At 67.0% G+C, this 17923-nt stretch carries 16 protein-coding genes and 2 tRNA genes; 8 read left to right on the plus strand and 10 right to left on the minus strand.

What is annotated here, in order from left to right; genetic code table 11:
- Window positions 1–74: 74 nt before the first annotated feature.
- From mnhG to ACZZZD_RS00805, 7 genes are all read right to left on the minus strand, one after another.
- Window positions 75–416: a monovalent cation/H(+) antiporter subunit G gene (mnhG, locus tag ACZZZD_RS00775; protein WP_463431705.1), complete on the minus strand. Its 342-nt coding sequence runs from the start codon at window positions 414–416 to the stop codon at window positions 75–77.
- Window positions 413–694, minus strand: a complete 282-nt coding sequence (locus ACZZZD_RS00780; protein WP_205681316.1) for a K+/H+ antiporter subunit F — start codon at window positions 692–694, stop codon at window positions 413–415. The genes mnhG and ACZZZD_RS00780 overlap by 4 nt, the downstream gene beginning before the upstream one ends.
- The gene (locus tag ACZZZD_RS00785) at window positions 691–1179 is read right to left on the minus strand and encodes a Na+/H+ antiporter subunit E (RefSeq protein ID WP_463431708.1); all 489 of its coding nucleotides are present in this window, start codon (window positions 1177–1179) and stop codon (window positions 691–693) included. The genes ACZZZD_RS00780 and ACZZZD_RS00785 overlap by 4 nt, the downstream gene beginning before the upstream one ends.
- Entirely contained in the window at window positions 1176–2771 is a 1596-nt protein-coding gene (locus ACZZZD_RS00790; protein ID WP_463431710.1) for a monovalent cation/H+ antiporter subunit D, read from the minus strand. The genes ACZZZD_RS00785 and ACZZZD_RS00790 overlap by 4 nt, the downstream gene beginning before the upstream one ends.
- Window positions 2768–3112 (minus strand): Na+/H+ antiporter subunit C, encoded by a 345-nt coding sequence (locus tag ACZZZD_RS00795; RefSeq protein WP_463431712.1) that lies wholly within the window; start codon window positions 3110–3112, stop codon window positions 2768–2770. Before ACZZZD_RS00795 ends, ACZZZD_RS00790 begins: the two co-directional genes overlap by 4 nt.
- Entirely contained in the window at window positions 3109–6027 is a 2919-nt protein-coding gene (locus ACZZZD_RS00800; RefSeq protein ID WP_463431714.1) for a monovalent cation/H+ antiporter subunit A, read from the minus strand. The genes ACZZZD_RS00795 and ACZZZD_RS00800 overlap by 4 nt, the downstream gene beginning before the upstream one ends.
- Before the next feature lie 251 nt (window positions 6028–6278).
- A tRNA-Asn gene (locus tag ACZZZD_RS00805) sits at window positions 6279–6353 on the minus strand.
- 42 nt (window positions 6354–6395) lie between these two features.
- On the opposite strand from ACZZZD_RS00805, the gene ACZZZD_RS00810 reads away from it, so the two are divergent.
- Window positions 6396–7226, plus strand: a complete 831-nt coding sequence (locus ACZZZD_RS00810; protein ID WP_463431716.1) for a TrmH family RNA methyltransferase — start codon at window positions 6396–6398, stop codon at window positions 7224–7226.
- Window positions 7227–7280: 54 nt separating this feature from the next.
- Here ACZZZD_RS00810 and ACZZZD_RS00815 read toward each other — a convergent pair.
- Window positions 7281–7354 (minus strand) — tRNA-Cys (locus ACZZZD_RS00815).
- 135 nt (window positions 7355–7489) lie between these two features.
- On the opposite strand from ACZZZD_RS00815, the gene ACZZZD_RS00820 reads away from it, so the two are divergent.
- The 5 genes from ACZZZD_RS00820 (at window position 7490) to ACZZZD_RS00840 (ending at window position 14196) form a co-directional block, all read left to right on the plus strand.
- On the plus strand, window positions 7490–8119 hold the full coding sequence (locus ACZZZD_RS00820; RefSeq protein WP_463431718.1) for a protein-L-isoaspartate O-methyltransferase family protein: 630 nt from the start codon (window positions 7490–7492) through the stop codon (window positions 8117–8119).
- Between the two features lie 141 nt (window positions 8120–8260).
- Entirely contained in the window at window positions 8261–9796 is a 1536-nt protein-coding gene (locus ACZZZD_RS00825; protein ID WP_463431720.1) for a TolC family outer membrane protein, read from the plus strand.
- Window positions 9797–9959: 163 nt separating this feature from the next.
- Window positions 9960–10568 carry a DUF2497 domain-containing protein gene (locus ACZZZD_RS00830; RefSeq protein ID WP_463431722.1) on the plus strand — a complete coding sequence of 203 codons (609 nt, stop codon included), beginning with the start codon at window positions 9960–9962 and terminating at the stop codon, window positions 10566–10568.
- Between the two features lie 117 nt (window positions 10569–10685).
- Window positions 10686–13439: a valine--tRNA ligase gene (locus ACZZZD_RS00835; RefSeq protein WP_463431724.1), complete on the plus strand. Its 2754-nt coding sequence runs from the start codon at window positions 10686–10688 to the stop codon at window positions 13437–13439.
- A 25-nt stretch (window positions 13440–13464) separates the two neighbouring features.
- Entirely contained in the window at window positions 13465–14196 is a 732-nt protein-coding gene (locus ACZZZD_RS00840) for a TlyA family RNA methyltransferase (RefSeq protein ID WP_463431726.1), read from the plus strand.
- 148 nt (window positions 14197–14344) lie between these two features.
- On the opposite strand, the gene ACZZZD_RS00845 is transcribed toward ACZZZD_RS00840, so the two are convergent.
- Window positions 14345–14998, minus strand: a complete 654-nt coding sequence (locus ACZZZD_RS00845) for a glycine zipper 2TM domain-containing protein (RefSeq protein ID WP_463431728.1) — start codon at window positions 14996–14998, stop codon at window positions 14345–14347.
- Between the two features lie 205 nt (window positions 14999–15203).
- On the opposite strand from ACZZZD_RS00845, the gene ACZZZD_RS00850 reads away from it, so the two are divergent.
- Together ACZZZD_RS00850 and ACZZZD_RS00855 are read left to right on the plus strand one after the other, a co-directional pair.
- Window positions 15204–16448 carry a class I SAM-dependent RNA methyltransferase gene (locus ACZZZD_RS00850; protein WP_463431730.1) on the plus strand — a complete coding sequence of 415 codons (1245 nt, stop codon included), beginning with the start codon at window positions 15204–15206 and terminating at the stop codon, window positions 16446–16448.
- 2 nt (window positions 16449–16450) lie between these two features.
- On the plus strand, window positions 16451–16846 hold the full coding sequence (locus ACZZZD_RS00855) for a hypothetical protein (protein WP_463431732.1): 396 nt from the start codon (window positions 16451–16453) through the stop codon (window positions 16844–16846).
- Here the strand turns inward: ACZZZD_RS00855 and ACZZZD_RS00860 are convergent, their stop codons facing one another.
- A complete protein-coding gene (locus ACZZZD_RS00860; RefSeq protein ID WP_463431734.1) occupies window positions 16847–17911 on the minus strand; it encodes a PA0069 family radical SAM protein in 1065 nt (354 codons plus the stop codon).
- Window positions 17912–17923: the final 12 nt, after the last annotated feature.

The raw sequence follows: 17923 nt of genomic DNA on the forward strand, positions 1-17923 counted from the left end.
TCGTCCTCAGGGACACCATCACCGAACCTTGTTTCAGCCCGGCGCCCCCGCCGGGCTTCTTTTTTGATCAAAGCTCAGCCCTTGTCGGGCGTGTCTTTCGTCTTTTCCGTGCGGTCGCGGAACAGGGCGGCGCGGGCCAGAAGGATCAGGGTGACCGGCGTGGTGACGGTCAGGAACAGGCCGATCAGGATTTCTCGCGGCATGAAGCGCCGCTCGACTGTCGTGAACCACACCACCGACGCCGCCAGCACCAGCGCCATGCCCAGGGTCGCCCCCAGGGTCGGGGCGTGGACACGCTCGTAGAAGGTTTTCAGCCGCGTCAGGCCGACCGCGCCCAGCAGCGACAGGGCCGAGCCGGCGACCGCCAGTCCCACGACGACGAAGGCGGCCCATGCAGGAACTTCAGCCTGGGTCATTCGATCACCTCGCCGCGCATCAGGAACTTGGCCAGGGCCACGGTGGCGGCGAAGCCCAGCATGCCGATCACCAGGGCGGCCTCGAAATAGAGCTGGCTGTTGGTGCGGATGCCGAACACCACGACCAGCAGCATGCCGTTCAGATAGAGCGTGTCCATGCCGAGCACGCGATCCTGGGCGCGCGGGCCGTGGATGATCCGCCACGCCGCCAGGCCTATGGCGCAGATCAGCATCAACTGGGCCAGACCCAGGCCCCAGGTCAGCACCGCCGCCGTCATTCGAAGATCTCCATCAGCCGGCGCTCGTAGCGGTCCTTGATCAGCCGCACCCAGGTCTCTTCGTCCACCAGATCGAGCACATGCAGCAGCAGCCGGCCGGTCGCGGACTCATACTCGACCCACAGGGTGCCGGGCGTCGAGGTGACGATGATGGCCAGGACCGCCAGGCCGTATCGGTCGCGCAGGTCAAGCGGGATATGGATGAAGCCGGATGTCCGCTCGTGACGACGACGACCCAGGATGATCTGCGACACCGCCCAGTTTGAACGCACCACGTCGCCGATGACGTCGATGGCCAGGCGCGCCATGGCCTTGGGCGCCTTCAGCCGCACGCGATCCACCCCCAGGGTCAGCATTATGATCGGCGCCAGCAAGGCCAGCAGCAGGGCCAGCAGCAGCGAAGGCGGGGCGACCGAGGCGCTGAGCAGGATCGAGGCGACGAACAGGCCCAGCGACAGGACGGGGTGGGGCAGGATGCGTCTCATCGGCCGCCTCCGCCCAGGACGGCGTGGATGTAGCCCTGCGGCTCGGCCAGCCAGGCGGCCGTATGGTCTGTGTAGATCAGCGCGGACCCAGCGAAGATGGCCAGAAACACACAGGCGCCGAGCAGGGCGGCGACCGCCGTCAGCTCGGCCGCGCCCACGACGAACGCCGGCGCATCCTCGTCGCGGGTCCAGATGGCGCCGACGCCCAGGCGGGTCAGGCCGATCAGGGCGCCGAGACTGGACACCGACAGCACCGCTGCCAGCGTCCACTGCGCCGGGCCGCCGACGCTGACCAGAGCGTCGATCATCGACAACTTGCCGATGAAGCCCGCCAGGGGCGGCATCCCCGCTACCATCAGGGTGCAGATCAGGAAGGCCCCGCCCAGGGCCGCCACCGCCGCCGGAATGACCAGGCCGGGCTCGTTGCGTTCCTCGTCATCGAAGGGATCGCGATATTCGTCGTCGAAGACGGCGCGCGCCTCGCCCACATCGGCCTCACGTCCGCGCTGAAGGATTTCGGCCAGCAGGAACAGGGTGGCGCAGGCCAGGGTCGAGCCGATCAGATAGAAGAGCGCGCCGCTGAGGGCCGCCGTGTCGCCGACGCCCAGGATCGCCAGCACGGTGCCCGACGAGATCATCACCCCGAACCCTGCGGCGCGGGACAGATCGCGCGAGGCGATCAGGCCGAAGGTGCCGAATGCGATGGTCGCCAGGCCGCCGAACATCAGCCAGGTCAGGCCGAACCCGGCGGATGCGCCTGCGCCGGCGCCGAACAGCAGCAGGCTGAGGCGGATGATCACATAGACCCCGACCTTGGACAGGATGGCGAAGACCGCCGCCGCCGGGGCGCTGGCGGCCGAATAGGTCGAGGTCAGCCAGAAACCCACGGGCCACATGGCGCATTTGATCAGGAAGGCCGTGCCCAACACTGCCGCCCCGATGTGAAACAGGCCCAGGTCCTCCGCCGCAATGGTCGGAACCCGCGTCGCCAGATCGGCCATGTTGAGCGTGCCCGTCACCCCATAGATCAGGCTGACCCCGATCAGGAACAGCAGGGAGGCGGTCAGGTTGACGGCGATATAGATCACGCCCGCCCGCACCCTGGCCTCGCCCGAGCCGTGCAGGGCCAGGCCGTAGGAGGCGGCCAGCATCACCTCGAAGAAGACAAACAGGTTGAACAGGTCGCCGGTTAGAAGCGCGCCGTTCACCCCCATTATCAACAGCAAAAACAGGGCGTGGAAACGCGGCCCGGCCCGGTCCCACCGCGCCAGGGCGAAGATCAGGGCGCAGCCGCCCAGGACGCTGGTCAGGGCCACCATCATCGTCGACAGGCGGTCGGCGACCAGGACGACGCCATAGGGCGCGGCCCATGATCCCAGACGATAGACCCGCGCGGTGTCGCCGCCGCCCACCGCGCCATTGGCGCTTTCGTGCAGCAGGATCAGGGCCATGACCAGAATGGCCGCCATGGCGGCCAGGCTGAGCGAGGCCTTCAGGATGCGGCGGCGCTCGTCCACCAGCAGCATGGCCGAGGCGATGGTCATCGGCAGGACGATGGGGCCGATGATCAGATGGCTTTGCCAATCGGTCATGCGTCAGGCTCCTTGCCGTCGACATGGTCACTGCCGGTGATGCCGCGCGCGGCCAGAATGACCACCAAAAACAGGGCCGTCAGGGCGAAGCTGATGACGATTGCGGTCAGGACAAGGGCTTGGGGCGTCGGGTCGGCATAGCGCGCAGGATCGGAGACCTCGCCCGCCAGCACCGGCGGGGCGCCCGACTTCAGCCGTCCCATGGCGAAGATGAAGATGTTGACCGCATAGGACAGCAGCGACAGGCCCATGATCACCTGGAAGGTGCGGGGCCGCAGCATCAGCCAGACCCCCGATGCGGCCAGCACCCCGATGGCGAGGGCGAGAACCAGTTCCATCATGACGGCTCTCCTTCCTCCGCATTTCTTTGTTTGGGCTTGCGCAGCGACTGGTGCGCCAGGGCGACCAAGGTCAGGACGGTGGCGCCGACGACCAGGACCACCACGCCCAGGTCAAACAGCACCGCGCTGGCCAAGGGCACGCGACCCAGGATCGGCAGGTCGGCATACTGGAACCAGGAGGTCAGGAACGGGTAGCCGAACAGCCACGACCCGATCCCGCTGAGTGCGGCGATCACCAGGCCGGCGCCGATCCAGAAGATGGGCCGGATGGCCAGCCGTTCCTCCACCCACCGCGCGCCCGAGGCCATGTATTGCAGGATGAAGGCGATCGACAGGGCCACGCCAGCCGCGAATCCGCCGCCCGGCAGGTCATGTCCGCGCAGGAACAGGTGGACCGCCAACAGGATGATGAAGGGGAAGATCCAGCGCATAACCACGCGGGGGATCAGCATGGTCTCCTTCAGCGTGTCGCCCTCAGACCGCGTCTCGTGATCCCGATCCGAGGCGTTCTGGACGCGCTGCTGGCTGGGCCCCGACAAAGTGTCGTCGGCCGGGCGGAAGCGGCGCAGCAGGGCGAAGACGGTCAGGCCGACGATGCCCAGGACCGTGATCTCGCCGAAGGTGTCGAAGGCGCGGAAGTCGACCAGGATGACGTTGACGATGTTGCGCCCGCCCGCGTCCTTGTAGGCGTGCTCGACGAAGAAGCGCGAAATCCCCTCGACCGAAGGCCGGGTCATGATGGCATAGGATATGGCGGCCAAGGCGGCGCCGACGGCGGCGGCGATGATCAGGTCGATGCGACGGCGGCGACGCGAACGCCGCTCCATCGCCTGAGGCAGGCGGATAGTTTCCAGCCGTTTGGGCAGCCAGCGCAGGCCCAGCAGCAGCAGGACGGTGGTGACGACTTCGACCAGCAACTGGGTCACGGCAAGGTCCGGCGCCGAGAGCCAGACGAAGGACAGGCAACTGGCTAGGCCTGCCCCGCCCATCAGGACGACGGCCGCCAGCCGGTGATACTTCGCCTGCCAGGCCGCCGCGACGGCGCAACTGGCGCCGACCAGCCACAAACCCGCGAAGGCCCAGCTCGCCAGATCAGGCGTCGGAATGACCGGCTTGATGATCAGGCCCGCGCCGAGGGCGGCTAAGCCTCCTGCCAGCAAGGCGACCAGGACGATGGCGCGCAACTGCGGCTGTTGTCGCGTCGCCCCGAACAGCCGGATCAGGGTTTCCGACCCCTTGAACAGGCCGGTCATGGCGCGCTCGAACAGCCAACCGCCGTTCAGACGTTTCCAGCCCCACGGGCCGCCGCGTGGATTGGCGTTGATCCGTTTGCCGAAGACGACATACAGGCCCACGCCCCCCGCCAGGGCGATGAGGCTCAGCACCAGCGGGAGGTTGAACCCGTGCCACAGGGCCAAGCTGTAATAGGGCAGGTCGAAGCCCAGCACCGAGACGGCCGCGCTCTTCAGGAAGGGGCCCACCGTTACGGCCGGGAAGATGCCCACGACCAGGCACAGGGCCACCAGCACCTCGACCGGACGCCGCATCCAGGCGACCGGCTCATGCGGGACGCGGTCCAGCTTGGTCGGCGGCGGGCCGAAGAAGGTCGTGTGGATGAAGCGCAGCGAATACAGGACGCTGAACGCGCTGGCCAAGGTCGCCAAGGCGGGCAGGAGCAGGTTCAGTCCGTGGGTGTTCACGCTGGCCACCGCCTCGGCCAGGAACATCTCCTTGGACAGGAAACCGTTCAGCAGCGGCACGCCCGCCATGGCCGCCGCCGCCACCATGGCCAGGGTCGCCGTGAAGGGCATGAAGCGGAACAGGCCGCTGAGCTTCCTCATATCTCGGGTGCCCGCTTCGTGGTCGATGATGCCGGCGGCCATGAACAGGGACGCCTTGAAGGTGGCGTGGTTCACGGTGTGGAAGATGGCGGCGATACAGCCCAGCGGGCTTCCCAGCCCCAGCAACAGTACGATCAGCCCCAGGTGGCTGATGGTCGAATAGGCAAGCAGGCCCTTCAGATCATGCTGAAAGATGGCGCACCAGGCGCCCAGCAACAGGGTCGCCAGACCCATGCCGCCGACGATCAGATACCAGCTCTCGGTTCCAGAAAAGACGGGCCAGAACCGGATCAGCAGGAAGATGCCCGCCTTCACCATGGTTGCGGAATGCAGATAGGCGCTAACCGGCGTCGGCGCGGCCATGGCGCGCGGCAGCCAGAAGTGGAAGGGGAACTGGGCGCTCTTCGTCATGGCGCCGAGCAGCAGCAGGATCAGGGCGGGCAGATACAGCGGACTGGCCTGGATCACTTCGCGCGACGCCAGCACGACATCCAGATCATAGCTGCCGACGATTCGCCCGATCAGGATCATGCCGACCAGCAGCGCGATCCCACCCGTCGCCGTGACCGTCAGGGCCATGCGCGAACCCTCGCGCGCGGCCGAATTCTGGTGCCAATAGCCGATCAGCAGGAAGGAGAAGAGGCTGGTCAGCTCCCAGAAGACCACCAGCTGGATCAGGTTGCCCGACAGCACCACACCCTGCATCGCGCCCATGAAGGCCAGCAGGAAGGAGAAGAAGCGCGGCACCGGGTCCTTCGGCGACATGTAGTAACGGGCGTACAGCACCACCAAGGCCCCGATCCCCAGGATCAGGGCGCTGAACAGCCACGACAGCCCGTCCAGCCGCAGCACCAGATTGACCCCCAGCGACGGCAGCCAGGGGATCTCGTAGCGCAGCGTCTCCCCGTCCTGGAACATCGGCCACAACGCCGCCAGACATCCCAGGCTGACCAGGGCCACGACCCACGACAGGATGGCGGCGGACGTGCGCGCGTGACGCGGCAGGCCGGACGCGACGATGGCGCCGAGGAAGGGCAGGACGAGAATGACGACGAGGAGGAAGCTGATGGACATTGAGGCGGGGCGTCTCTCCGAAGTCTCGCGAGCGGCATGGCCGAACGCTCAAGGTTGAGCATGGTTCGACGCCTGCGACACCTACGAACTGGCAAGAGAGGCGTCAAAGCGACACCACGGCGCGGCGCTTGATGGCGGACGGGGGAGCGCACGATCACAAGCAGCCCGACGGGCAATGCCTGGCGAATATTGCTTGTCTGAAAGGGGTTTTAGATCAGAGGCCTGTAGGAACGGCGGCCTTTACTCCCGAGTGGCTCCGCGGGTAGGATTCGAACCTACGACCAGCCGATTAACAGTCGGCTGCTCTACCACTGAGCTACCGCGGAACATGCTCGGGAGGCGGGCCTATAGCAGCGCGTGTTCTGATCTTGCAATGGGAAATTGAGCAAATCGACCCGATAATTATCGACGATCCCGAAGACCCGCGTGTCGCGGCCTATCGAGACATCCGCGAACGCGATCTGACGGGCCGCCAGGGCCTGTTCGTCGCCGAAGGGGAGGTGGTGGTGCGTGGGCTGGCGTCGGCGGCGTCGCGCTGTCGGCCGCTGTCTCTGCTGCTGGCCGAGAAGAGAGTGGCGGCTCTGACACATGTGATTCAGGCCCTGCCGCCTGCGACGCCCGTCTATGTGGCGCGCCAGCCGGTGCTGGACCGGATCGCAGGGTTCGAACTGCACCGGGGTATATTGGCCTTGGGCGAAAAGCCCGCGCCGCCGTCGCTGGCCGAGCTGCTGGCGGATGTGAGGCCTCATGATGTGTTCGTCGTCGCCAGCGGCATCGGCAATCACGACAATATGGGCGGGCTGTTCAGAAACGCCGCCGCCTTCGGGGCCAGGGCTGTGCTGCTGGATGCGACCTGCTGCGATCCCTTCTATCGCAAAGCCATTCGCGTCTCGGTCGGGGCGGCGTTGCGCACGCCGTTCGCCATCGCCGAGGCGGCGGTCATCGTGGATGCCTTGCAACAGGCGGGCGTCGAGGTGCTGGCCCTGACGCCGTCGGCGACAGAGCGCCTTTCGGACTATCGGCGCTTGGGGCCGGTCGCGCTTGTGCTGGGGTCGGAGGGGCCGGGGCTCCCGAAAGAGCTGATCGACCGCTGCCGACCCATCGGCATCGCCATGGCGGGGGGATTCAATTCGCTGAACGTCGCCGCCACCAGCGCGGTGGCCCTGCATCATCTTACGACGACGGCTCATTCTGATTGAGACCGGAAACGCGAAGGCCGCCCCGAGGGGCGGCCTTCGTCCGTATCGTCGCGATGGAGGCCTGACCGGGAATCGAACCCGGGTGCAAGGATTTGCAGTCCTCTGCGTCACCACTCCGCCATCAGGCCGCTTTTTGTCCCCGAAATCTCGGGGGCGGTCATCGCGAGGGGCGTTCGCTATCAGATCGGATTGTCCGCTGCAACGCACGGACCTATAAGCGCGCGAGTTTTCCTCCCGGATTATCGTTGAAGGCTGCCCTACAGATGGATTTCACCGCAGAGCGCAAGGCTATGGTCGACTCGCAGGTGCGGGTGAACGACGTGACGGATCGCGCGATTCACCTGGCCATGATGGCCGTGCCGCGTGAATCGTACTGCGCGCCCGACCGCGCCTTCGCCGCCTATTCCGAAGAATCGGTCGTCATCGCCGGCGCGCGTCGCCTGATGCCCGCCCGCGATGTCGCCAAACTGCTGCAAGCCGCCGATGCGCGGACAGGCGAAAAGGCCCTGGCCATCGCCGCTCCTTACGCCGCCGCCCTGCTGTCGCGCATGGGCGTGACGGTTACCGCCCAGGAATCGGACGACGCCGTCTTCGCCGTGGTCGGCGAGGCCCTGGCGGCCGAGGGCGTGACGACGGTCGTCGCGCCTTTGGCCCAGCCCGCGGGCGAGGGCTGGGACCTGATCATTTCCGAGGGCGGCGTGCAGAGCCTGCCCGAATCGTGGGGCGACGCCCTGCGGCCCGGCGGTCGTATCGTCGTGGTGGAACGACGCGGCGCCATCGGCAAGGCGGCCCTGTATGTGCAGACGCGCGAAGGGCTGTCGCGACGCGAACTGTTCGATTCGTCGCCGTCGGTCCTTGCCGAGCTGACGCCGGCCCCCACTTTCGCGCTGTAAGACCAAGAGACACGCGGTTGCGACGGAAATCCCGTTCGCAACCGTGAAGAAAACTTAACTGGCGTGTGGTTCGGTCAGGCCGCAGTTACGCTTGAGATAACATTCGGGCGTTCCTCGGGGGGCGTCAGGCAAGGACGGACAATGTTGAAACGCTCGCGTGTGCTGGCTTCGGCCGCAGTGGTCGCCGTGATGACCGGACTGGGCGCGCCTGCCTGGGCCGAGACGCTTCAGGACGCGATAGCCCTGGCGTACCGGACCAATCCCAACCTGCTGGCCCAGCGTGCCAACCAGCGCGCGCTGGATGAGACTGTGGTCCAGGCCCGCTCGGGCCTGCGTCCGACGCTCAGCGCCTCGGCGGGCGTGGATTACACCCGCAGCGACTTCCCCACCGTGACCCAGTTCGTCGATACGAACAACGATGGGGTGCCGGACACCCAGGTCTCGTCGTCCTCGTCCGAGACCGACGGCGCCAATGTCGGGGTCAGCCTGAGCCAGAACATCTGGACCGCAGGCCGCACCTCGCGCGCCATCGACCAGGCCCGCGCCAGCGTCCTGGCCGGCCGCGAGAACCTGCGCGAGATCGAACAATCGGTGATGCTGTCGGTCATCCAGGCCTATGTGAACGTCACCCGCGACATGGAAATCCTGCGCATCCGCCAGGAAAACCTGACCGTGCTGCAGCGTCAGCTGGAAGAGACCAGCGCCCGCTTCGAGGTCGGCGAGATCACCCGCACCGACGTGGCCCAGGCCGAGGCCTCGCAGGCGCAGTCGGAGGCCGACCTGGCCAACGCTCAGGCCCAGCTGTCCACCTCGCGCGCCGCCTATGCCGCCGTCGTGGGCCAGTCGCCTGCCGATCTGGAAGCCGCGCCGGCCCTGCCGGCCGTGCCGACCGATTTCGACGTCGCCATCGAGACCGCGCTGCAACGGAACCCGGCCGTGCTGTCGGCGACCTACACGCTGCAAGGCGCAGAGGCCGCCGTCGCCGCCGCTCGCTCCGAATATCTGCCGTCGGTTCGCGCCACAGCGTCTTATGGCGGATCGACCAATGATTTGGGTGATCTGGGCGAACTGGCCGACCGTCGCAGCTTCACCGCCGGGGCCACCCTGTCGGTGCCGCTGTTCACAGGCGGCCTGAACCGCTCGCGCGTCGCCCAGGCGCTGGAGCGCGCCAACGCCGCCCAGATCGCCATCGAGGGCGAGCGCCGCACAGTGTTGCAGAATGTCAGCTCGGCCTACGCCCAGGTTCTGTCGACCCGCGCCACCGTCTCGGCCGGAACCGAAGCTGTCCGCGCCGCCTCGGTCGCCGCCGAGGGCGTTCGTCAGGAGGCCCAGGTCGGCCTGCGCACCACGCTGGACGTGCTGAACCAGGAACTGACGCTGCGCAGCTCGCAAACCGCCGTGGCCAACGCCCGCGCCGCCGAATATGTCGCCCGCGCCTCGCTGCTGGCCGCCATGGGCCAGTTGGAAGGCCCCGCGCTGAATCCCACCCTCGACGCTTATGATCCCGCGACCAACTACGACCGGGTCAAGGGGCGTGGCGGCCTGCCTTGGGACGGTGTGATCGAGACGCTGGACCGCGTGGCCTCGCCGCCGATCGTCGCGGCCGCCGACGCCGCCGATGCGCCGATCGACGCCCAGCTGAAAGGCGAGGTCGTTCGCACCGCGCCGCAGAACTGACGAACGGCGAATACGGACTGAAACCGCCCGTTGATTCCGACGGGCGAAGATGCGACGACAAGGCTCAAGGTCCCGGACGATCCGTCGTTCGGAACCCGCCTTTCGCGGCGTGCGGAGCGTTCCGTAAGCCAACTTCTTCCCAGGCCTCGCCCAAGGTTGCGCCATGACCGATCAGTCCGCCCAGGAACCGACCATGGAAGAGATCCTGGCGTCGATTCGCCGGATCATCTCCGAAGACGACGCTCCGGCCGAGACGCCCGCTGCGGCTGCGCCTGAAGCCACGCCTGAACCGGTGCCCGAGCCGTTGGCGGCCGAGACCATCTTCGCCGCACCGGTCGAGCCGACGCCGGAACCCGCCGCCGTCGAGGACGACGTGCTGGAGCTGACAGACCGTTATGAGGCGCCGGCCGAAACCATCGGCGACCTGGACGTGGTCGAACACACGCCCGAGCCCTATCAGCCCGAGCCCGAACCCGCGCCCGTCTATGCCGAATCGGCGGCCGAGCCCGCGCCCTCTTATGACACCCTGGTCGGCGACAGCGCGGCCGCCAGCGCCGCCTCGGCCTTCGCCGGCCTGGCCGCGTCCTTCAAGAAGCCGGAGCCGGCCCAGGCCGCGTCGGGCGACCTGCCTTTCCTCAGCGGCAACACCGTCGAGGCCATGGTCGGCGAGATGCTCCGGCCCCTACTAAAGGACTGGCTGGATGCCAATTTGCCCGGCATCGTTCAGGCGGCGGTACAAAAGGAAGTCGAACGCATCGCGCGCAGCGCCTAGCCCTTCGCTTCACCGCAGACTAATCGAAGGGCGGCTCCTGCTGGGGCCGCCCTTTGTCATTCGAGGCCCCGTGCGGCCGCGCCGCTTGCGCCGCACGACAACGATCAAAGAAGTCCCATGCTTGAAAAGACATTCGAACCCAAGGCCGCCGAGCCCCGTCTGTACGCCCAGTGGGAAGACAGCGGCCTGTTCGCGCCGCGCGCCGCCGCCGCGACCGATGGCGCCGCCGACGCCTATTCGATCGTCATTCCGCCGCCGAACGTGACCGGCAGCCTGCACGTCGGCCACGCGCTGAACAACACCCTGCAGGACATCCTGGCCCGTTATCACCGGATGAAGGGCAAGGCGGTGCTGTGGCTGCCCGGCACCGACCACGCCGGTATCGCCACCCAGATGGTGGTCGAACGCCAGATGGCCGCAGCCGGCAATATCAGCCGGCGCGACATGGGCCGTGACGCCTTTATCGAAAAGGTCTGGGAATGGAAGGCCGAGAGCGGCGGCGCCATCGTCCAGCAACTGCGTCGCCTGGGCGCGTCTTGCGACTGGTCGCGCGAGCGGTTCACCCTGGACGAGGGGCTGAACGCCGCCGTGCGCAAGGTCTTCGTGCAACTGCACAAGGAAGGCTTGATCTATCGCGACAAGCGGCTGGTGAACTGGGACCCGCATTTCCAGACCGCGATCTCGGATCTGGAGGTCGAACAGCGCGAGGTAGACGGCGCATACTGGCATTTCGCCTATCCGCTGGCCCCCGATGAAGACGGAAAGCCCGTCACCTACGAACACCCCATCGCTTTCGACGAGGACGGCAAGGCCACGGAATGGGAGACGCGCGACTTCATCGTCGTCGCCACGACCCGGCCGGAGACCATGCTGGGCGACACCGGCGTGGCGGTCCACCCCGAGGATGAACGCTACGCCGGGCTGGTCGGCAAGTTCGTGACCCTGCCCATCGTCGGTCGCCGCATCTCCATCGTCGCCGACGACTATGCCGACCCGACCAAGGGCTCGGGCGCGGTGAAAATCACGCCCGCGCATGACTTCAACGACTTCGGGGTTGGCAAGCGGGCGGGTCTGCCGTCGCTGAACATCCTCGACGCCTTCGGCCGCATAACCGGAGACGACACGCCCGACGTCCCTGCTGAATACGTCGGCCTCGACCGCTTCGCCGCGCGCAAGGCCATCGTCGCCCGGGCCGAAGAAGAGGGCTGGCTGCGCGAGATCGAGAAGACCAAGCACGTCGTCCCGCACGGCGACCGCTCCGGCGTCGTCATCGAGCCATGGCTGACGGACCAGTGGTACGTCGACGCCAAGGTCTTGGCCCAGCCCGCGCTGAAGGCGGTGGAGCAGGGCGACACGGTGTTCGAGCCGAAGTCCTACGAGAAAATCTATTTCGAATGGCTGCGCAACATCGAGCCGTGGTGCATTTCGCGCCAGCTGTGGTGGGGTCACCGGATCCCGGCCTGGTACGGCCCGAACGGCGAGATCTATGTCGCCGAGACGGAAGAGGACGCCCGCGAACAGGCGATGTCGGACTATGATTCCGAGGTCGCCCTGACCCAGGACGAGGACGTCCTGGACACATGGTTCAGCTCGGCCCTGTGGCCGTTCTCCACCATGGGATGGCCCGAGAAGACCGAGGATCTGGAGCGGTTCTATCCGACCAGCGATCTGGTCACGGCGGCCGACATCATCTTCTTCTGGGTCGCCCGGATGATGATGATGGGCCAGCATTTCATGGGCGAGGTCCCGTTCAAGCGGGTCATCATCAATGGGCTGGTCCGCGACGAGAAGGGCCAGAAGATGAGCAAATCCAAGGGGAACGTCATCGACCCCCTGAGCATCATCGACGAACTGGGTGCCGATCCGCTGCGCTTCACCATGGCCATCCTGTCGGGCACGCGCGACATCAAGCTGTCGAAGCAGCGGATCGAGGGATACCGCAACTTCGGCACCAAGCTGTGGAACGCCGCCCGCTTCAGCCAGATGAACGAGGTGCAACGCGTCGAGGGCTTCGATCCGGCGGCGGTCGAACAGACGATCAACCGCTGGATCCGTGGCGAACTGACCAAGGCCGAGCGGGCGGTGTCCGAGGCCATCGAGGGTGGGCGGTTCGACGATGCGGCGGGGGCGTTGTACCGGTTCGTCTGGAACGTCTTCTGCGACTGGTATCTGGAACTGGCCAAGCCGGTGTTCAACGGCGCGGACGAAGCGGCCAAGGCCGAGACGCGGGCCATGACCGCCTGGACGCTGGATCAGACCTTGAAGCTGCTCCATCCGGTCATGCCCTTCATCACGGAGGAACTGTGGGCCGAACTGGGCAGGGAAGGCCCCGCGCGTGAAAGCCTGCTGATCGGCGCCGAATGGCCGATCCTGCCGGACGCCTTCATCGACGCCTCGGCCGAGGCCGAGATCGGCTGGCTGGTCGATCTGGTCGGCGAGATCCGGGGACTGCGCGCCGAGATGAACGTGCCGCCGTCGGCCAAGCCGCCGCTGGCCTTCGTCGCGCCGGACCCCGTCACGGCTGAACGGCTCGCACGCCACCGCGACCTGATCCTGACCCTGGGCCGCGTGTCCGAGGTCGGATCGGCGGACGCCGCACCCACCGGGGCAGTGACCTTCGTCTCGGGCGGATCGACGGTCGCGCTTTCGCTGGCCGGCATCATCGACCTGACCGCCGAACGCGCACGGCTGGAAAGGGAAATCGCCGCCTTCGACAGCGACATCGGCCATGTGAACAAGAAGCTGGGCAACCCCAACTTCGTGTCGCGCGCCGCGCCGGAAGTCGTGGACGAACAGCGCGCCAAACTGGCCGAGGCCGAGGCCGGCAAGGTCAAGCTGCAGGCGGCGTTGGCGCGTCTGGCGTCGCTGTGAATCCTTCTTCTCTCGATCCAAGGACATGAAGGCGCGGATCGATCAGTTACTGGTGACGCGCGGCCTGTTCGAAAGCCGGTCCCAGGCGCGGGCGGCGATCGAGGCGGGGCTGGTGCTCGCCAACGGCCTGGTGGTGAAGAAGCCGTCCGAGCAGTTTGCAGACGACGCGGCGATTGACGCCCAACCCGCCCACCGCTGGGTCGGGCGAGGAGCGCTGAAGCTGGACCACGCCCTGACCCTGTGGCCCGTGGCGGTCGAGGGGCGGGTGGCGCTGGATGTCGGAGCGTCCACCGGCGGCTTCACCGAGGTGCTGCTGGATCGTGGTGCGGCGAAGGTGTTCGCCGTCGATGTCGGTTTCGGCCAGATGCACGAGCGGGTATCGGCGGATCCGCGCGTGGTGTCGCTGGAGCGGACGGATGCACGCGACCTGACGACCGATCTGATCCCTCAATCGCCGTCGCTGATCGTTTGCGACGCCAGTTTCATCAGCCTGGTCAAGGTTCTGACCGCAGCGCTCGATCTCGCGGCGCCGGATGCGGACCTGGTCACCCTGGTCAAGCCGCAGTTCGAGGCCGACGGACCCGGCGGCGGCAAGAAGGGCGTGATCAAGGACGCGGCGGCTCATACTGCGGCTGTGTCGCGGGTGCGCGACTGGCTGGAGGCGCTGGGCTGGGCGGTGCAGGCGACGACCGAAAGCCCGATCACGGGCGGCGACGGCAATGTCGAGTTTCTGCTGTGGGCGAAGAATTCCCACTGACCCGGCTCAAGTCGCGCGACGCGCGATAGCCCCAACACGGGGCTCAAGTAGGCCGAAGGCCGATAGCCCCTTAGAAAAAAGAGAAACCGCCGGAGGATTGCTCCTCCGGCGGCTCCGTCACGTCGTCGATCGACAGGGGGGCTGAAAATTAATCGACGACGCGATAGCGGCCGTACTGGTCGGGGCAGGTGCGAACGTAGCGGGTGTCCGTGCGACCATCGGGCAGACGGACCTGGCTTTCGGCCAGACGGCATCCGTCTGAATTCTGATAGGATTCGACCGGGCGCGAGCGGTCGTCGTAGGCGCCACGGTCATAGGCATAGTCGTCGCGACGGCTGTAATCGTCGTAGCGATAGCCCTGATCGCCGGTGTAGCGATCATCGTAGTAGCTGGGCTGGCTATAGCCTTGGGCATAGTAGCCGTTTTGGCCATAGCTGCTCTGATAGCTGCGGCAGGCGTCGGAGTTGGAACGACCGACCTGCGAACCGACCACGGCGCCGAGCACGCCGCCCAGGATGCTGCCTTCGGTGCGGCGACCGCGTGCGGCCAGTTGCGAGCCGATGACGGCGCCCGCGCCGCCACCGATCACAGCGCCGGCGCCGGTGCGGCCTTGGCGTTCACGCGAGCAGGGATCATAGGACTGGCCGCGCCCGTAGTTGTAGGACGGAGCATAAGAGCCGGTGCCGTAGTTCTGGCTATAGCCGTTGCCGTAATAGACTTGCGCCGACGCCGTGAGCGGGGCGGCCGTGACGCCGAGCGCCAGGGCGGCGACGGCGGCGAGCGATGTTTTGGTGAGACGCATTTTTCCAACCCTCTGAGGACCGAACGGTTTCCGTCAATCGTTAACGGCAAAGCCTCGTGTCTCGTTGCAATGAGATTTACGACCGCGAAGCTGAACGGCAATTGATCGGCGCGTTCATCTTCGTTCATCTTTGCGGGCCCGCCATCACATCCGCGAGACGGCGTGTGGGTTGAGCGACGCGGGGCGCGCGGCTAGAAGCCCGCCGATGGACATCTTCACCATCGACCGCGTCGGCGGCCAGGGCGACGGCATCGCCCAGACGCCGTCAGGGCCGGTCTTCGCCGGCCTGACTCTGCCGGGCGAGACGGTGCGCGGCGCGATCGTGGACGGCCGGCTTGAACAGGTCGAGATCGTCACCCCAAGCCCTGACCGCATCGCGCCGGTTTCGCCGCAATACGGCGACTGCGGCGGGTGTTCGCTGCAACACTGGTCCGAAGGACCGTATCTGGACTGGAAGCGCGAGCAGGTGCGGTTGGCGCTGGCGCGCGAGGGGGTCGAGACCGAGATTGAGGCGACGGTGGCCACGCCGCCGGGAACGCGCCGCCGCGTGGCGCTGCATGCCCGCCGGACCCAGGACGGGCGGATGGTGCTGGGGTTCAAGGCGCGGCGGTCGTGGCGGCTGGTCGAGGTTCTGGCCTGTCCGGTCGCCGATCCCCGGATCGTGGCGGCCATTCCGGCTCTGGTCGAGGTGGCCGCAGCCTTCTTCGAACATCCCAAGTCCGCGCCCACGCTGCATGTCACCTGGACGCTGTCGGGACTGGACGTCGATGTGACGGGGGTCGAGCGGCGCTCGGGCGGGGGCCTGTCCGCCGACGCCCAGATGAAGGCGATCCAGGCCGCGCACCGGGCCGATCTGGCGCGACTCAGCCTGGCGGGCGACACCCTGGTCATGGCGCGCCAGCCCATGGTGGCGTTCGGCCCCGCGACCGTGTCCCTGCCGGCCGGCGGTTTCCTGCAAGCCGTGCCTCAGGCCGAAGAGGCCATGGTCGCGCGCGCCATGGCGGCGGTGAAGGGATCCAGGAAGATCGCCGACCTGTTCTGCGGCGCGGGGACTTTCACCTTCCCCCTGGCGACCGTGGCGCCGGTGATCGCGGCGGATGCGTCCAAGGCGGGTATCGCGGCGCTGAAGGCCGCCGTTGGTTCGGCCAAGGGGATGAAGGCGATCACGGCCGAGGCGCGCGATCTGTTTCGGCGTCCGCTGAACCCCTATGATCTGAAGGGTTGCGACGCCATCGTGTTCGACCCGCCGCGCGCCGGCGCCATCGACCAGACGGCTCAGATCGCTGCGACCAAGGCCTCGGTCGTGGTCGGGGTGTCGTGCAATCCCCAGACCTTTGCGCGCGACGCCCGCGTTCTGATCGACGCCGGATTTGGGTTGGAGACGGTGACGCCGATCGACCAGTTCCTGTGGTCGTCGCATGTCGAACTGGTGGGAGTTTTCAAACGATGACCATGGACGATCAGACCGACCAGGACGGCGGCGGTTTCGACGCCGAGGACTGGACGCGGCTGAAGCCGTTCGTCGGCGCGGTCGCCACGCTGGACGACGTTCAGGCGCGCCGCGCGGTCTTCGCCCTGGGGGAGACGGACGATCCCCGGCCCATCGTCATGGACCTGCCCCAACCTGTGATCTGGTGGGAGGAGGATGGCGAGCAGGCAGCTGTGGCGGTGCAAGCCGAAAGCCACCTCGGCCCAGACGGCGAAGAGATGGAGATCCTTGGCCTGATCCTGCCGGACGGGGAGGGGGCGGTGGCCCTGATGGAGGATGTCGATCTGGTGGACGATACCGATCCGACCTGGCGCGACCTGGTTACCCGCGCCATCGATCCGTCGGCGGCGGACGACTGATCAACCAAACAGCTCAAGCTGCGGCCGGGCGTCGGCCGGCACGCGGAACTGTGTCTCATCCAGCAGGCGGTGCGGCGTATCGAGACCATAGCGTTTGACGGCGGCCTTGAACCGCGCGCCAATCAGTTCGGCCACAGGGCCGGTTCCCTTCATGCGCTGGGACCAGTCGGCGTCGTAATCCTTGCCGCCGCGCGTCTGGCGAATCAGGGACATGACGCGAGCGGCGCGGTCCGGCCGGGCGTCAGCCAGCCATTCGCGAAACAGATCCTTGATCTCCAGCGGCAGGCGCAGGGTGACGTACATGGCCCGTGTCGCCCCAGCCTTGGCCGCCGCCTCCAAAATCGATTCCAGTTCGTGGTCGTTCAGGCCGGGGATGACGGGCGCGAACCCGACACCGACGGGACAGCCCGCATCCGCCAAGCGGCTGATGGCCTCTAGCCGTTTCGCCGGGGTCGAGGCGCGGGGCTCCATCGCGCGGGCCAGACCGCGATCCAGCGTAGTGATGGAGACGAAGGCCGAGGCCAGACCCGCCTTGCCCATGGGACCCAGGATGTCGGCATCGCGCCCGATCAACACTGACTTGGTGATGATGCTGAAGGGGTGGTTGAACCGCTGCATGACCTCCAGGATCGAGCGCGTCGACTTCAGATCGCGCTCCACCGGCTGATAGGGGTCGGTGTTGCCGCCTATGTGGATGCGTTTGCACCGGTATCGGGGTGCGAGGAACGCCTGTTCCAGCAGACTTGCGGCCTGGGGCTTGAAGAAGATCCGGCTCTCGAAATCCAGGCCCGGGGATAGGCCCATCCAGGCATGGGACGGACGGGCGTAACAGTAGATGCAGCCATGTTCGCAACCTTTGTAAGGGTTGATGGAGCGGTCGAATCCGATGTCCGGGCTGTCGTTCCGGGCGATGATGGTGCGGGCATGCTCCGGGGTGAGGGTGGTGCGCAGCGGCGCGGCCTCGGCGTCGTCGCGTGTCCAGCCGTCGTCGAACGACTGATGCTGTTCAGGCTCGTAGCGGCCGGTGGCATTCGAACGCGCGCCTCTTCCCTTGGCGGTTTCCATGGGAAGGACGAT

The sequence above is a fragment of the Brevundimonas sp. AC546 genome, from assembly GCF_979258305.1.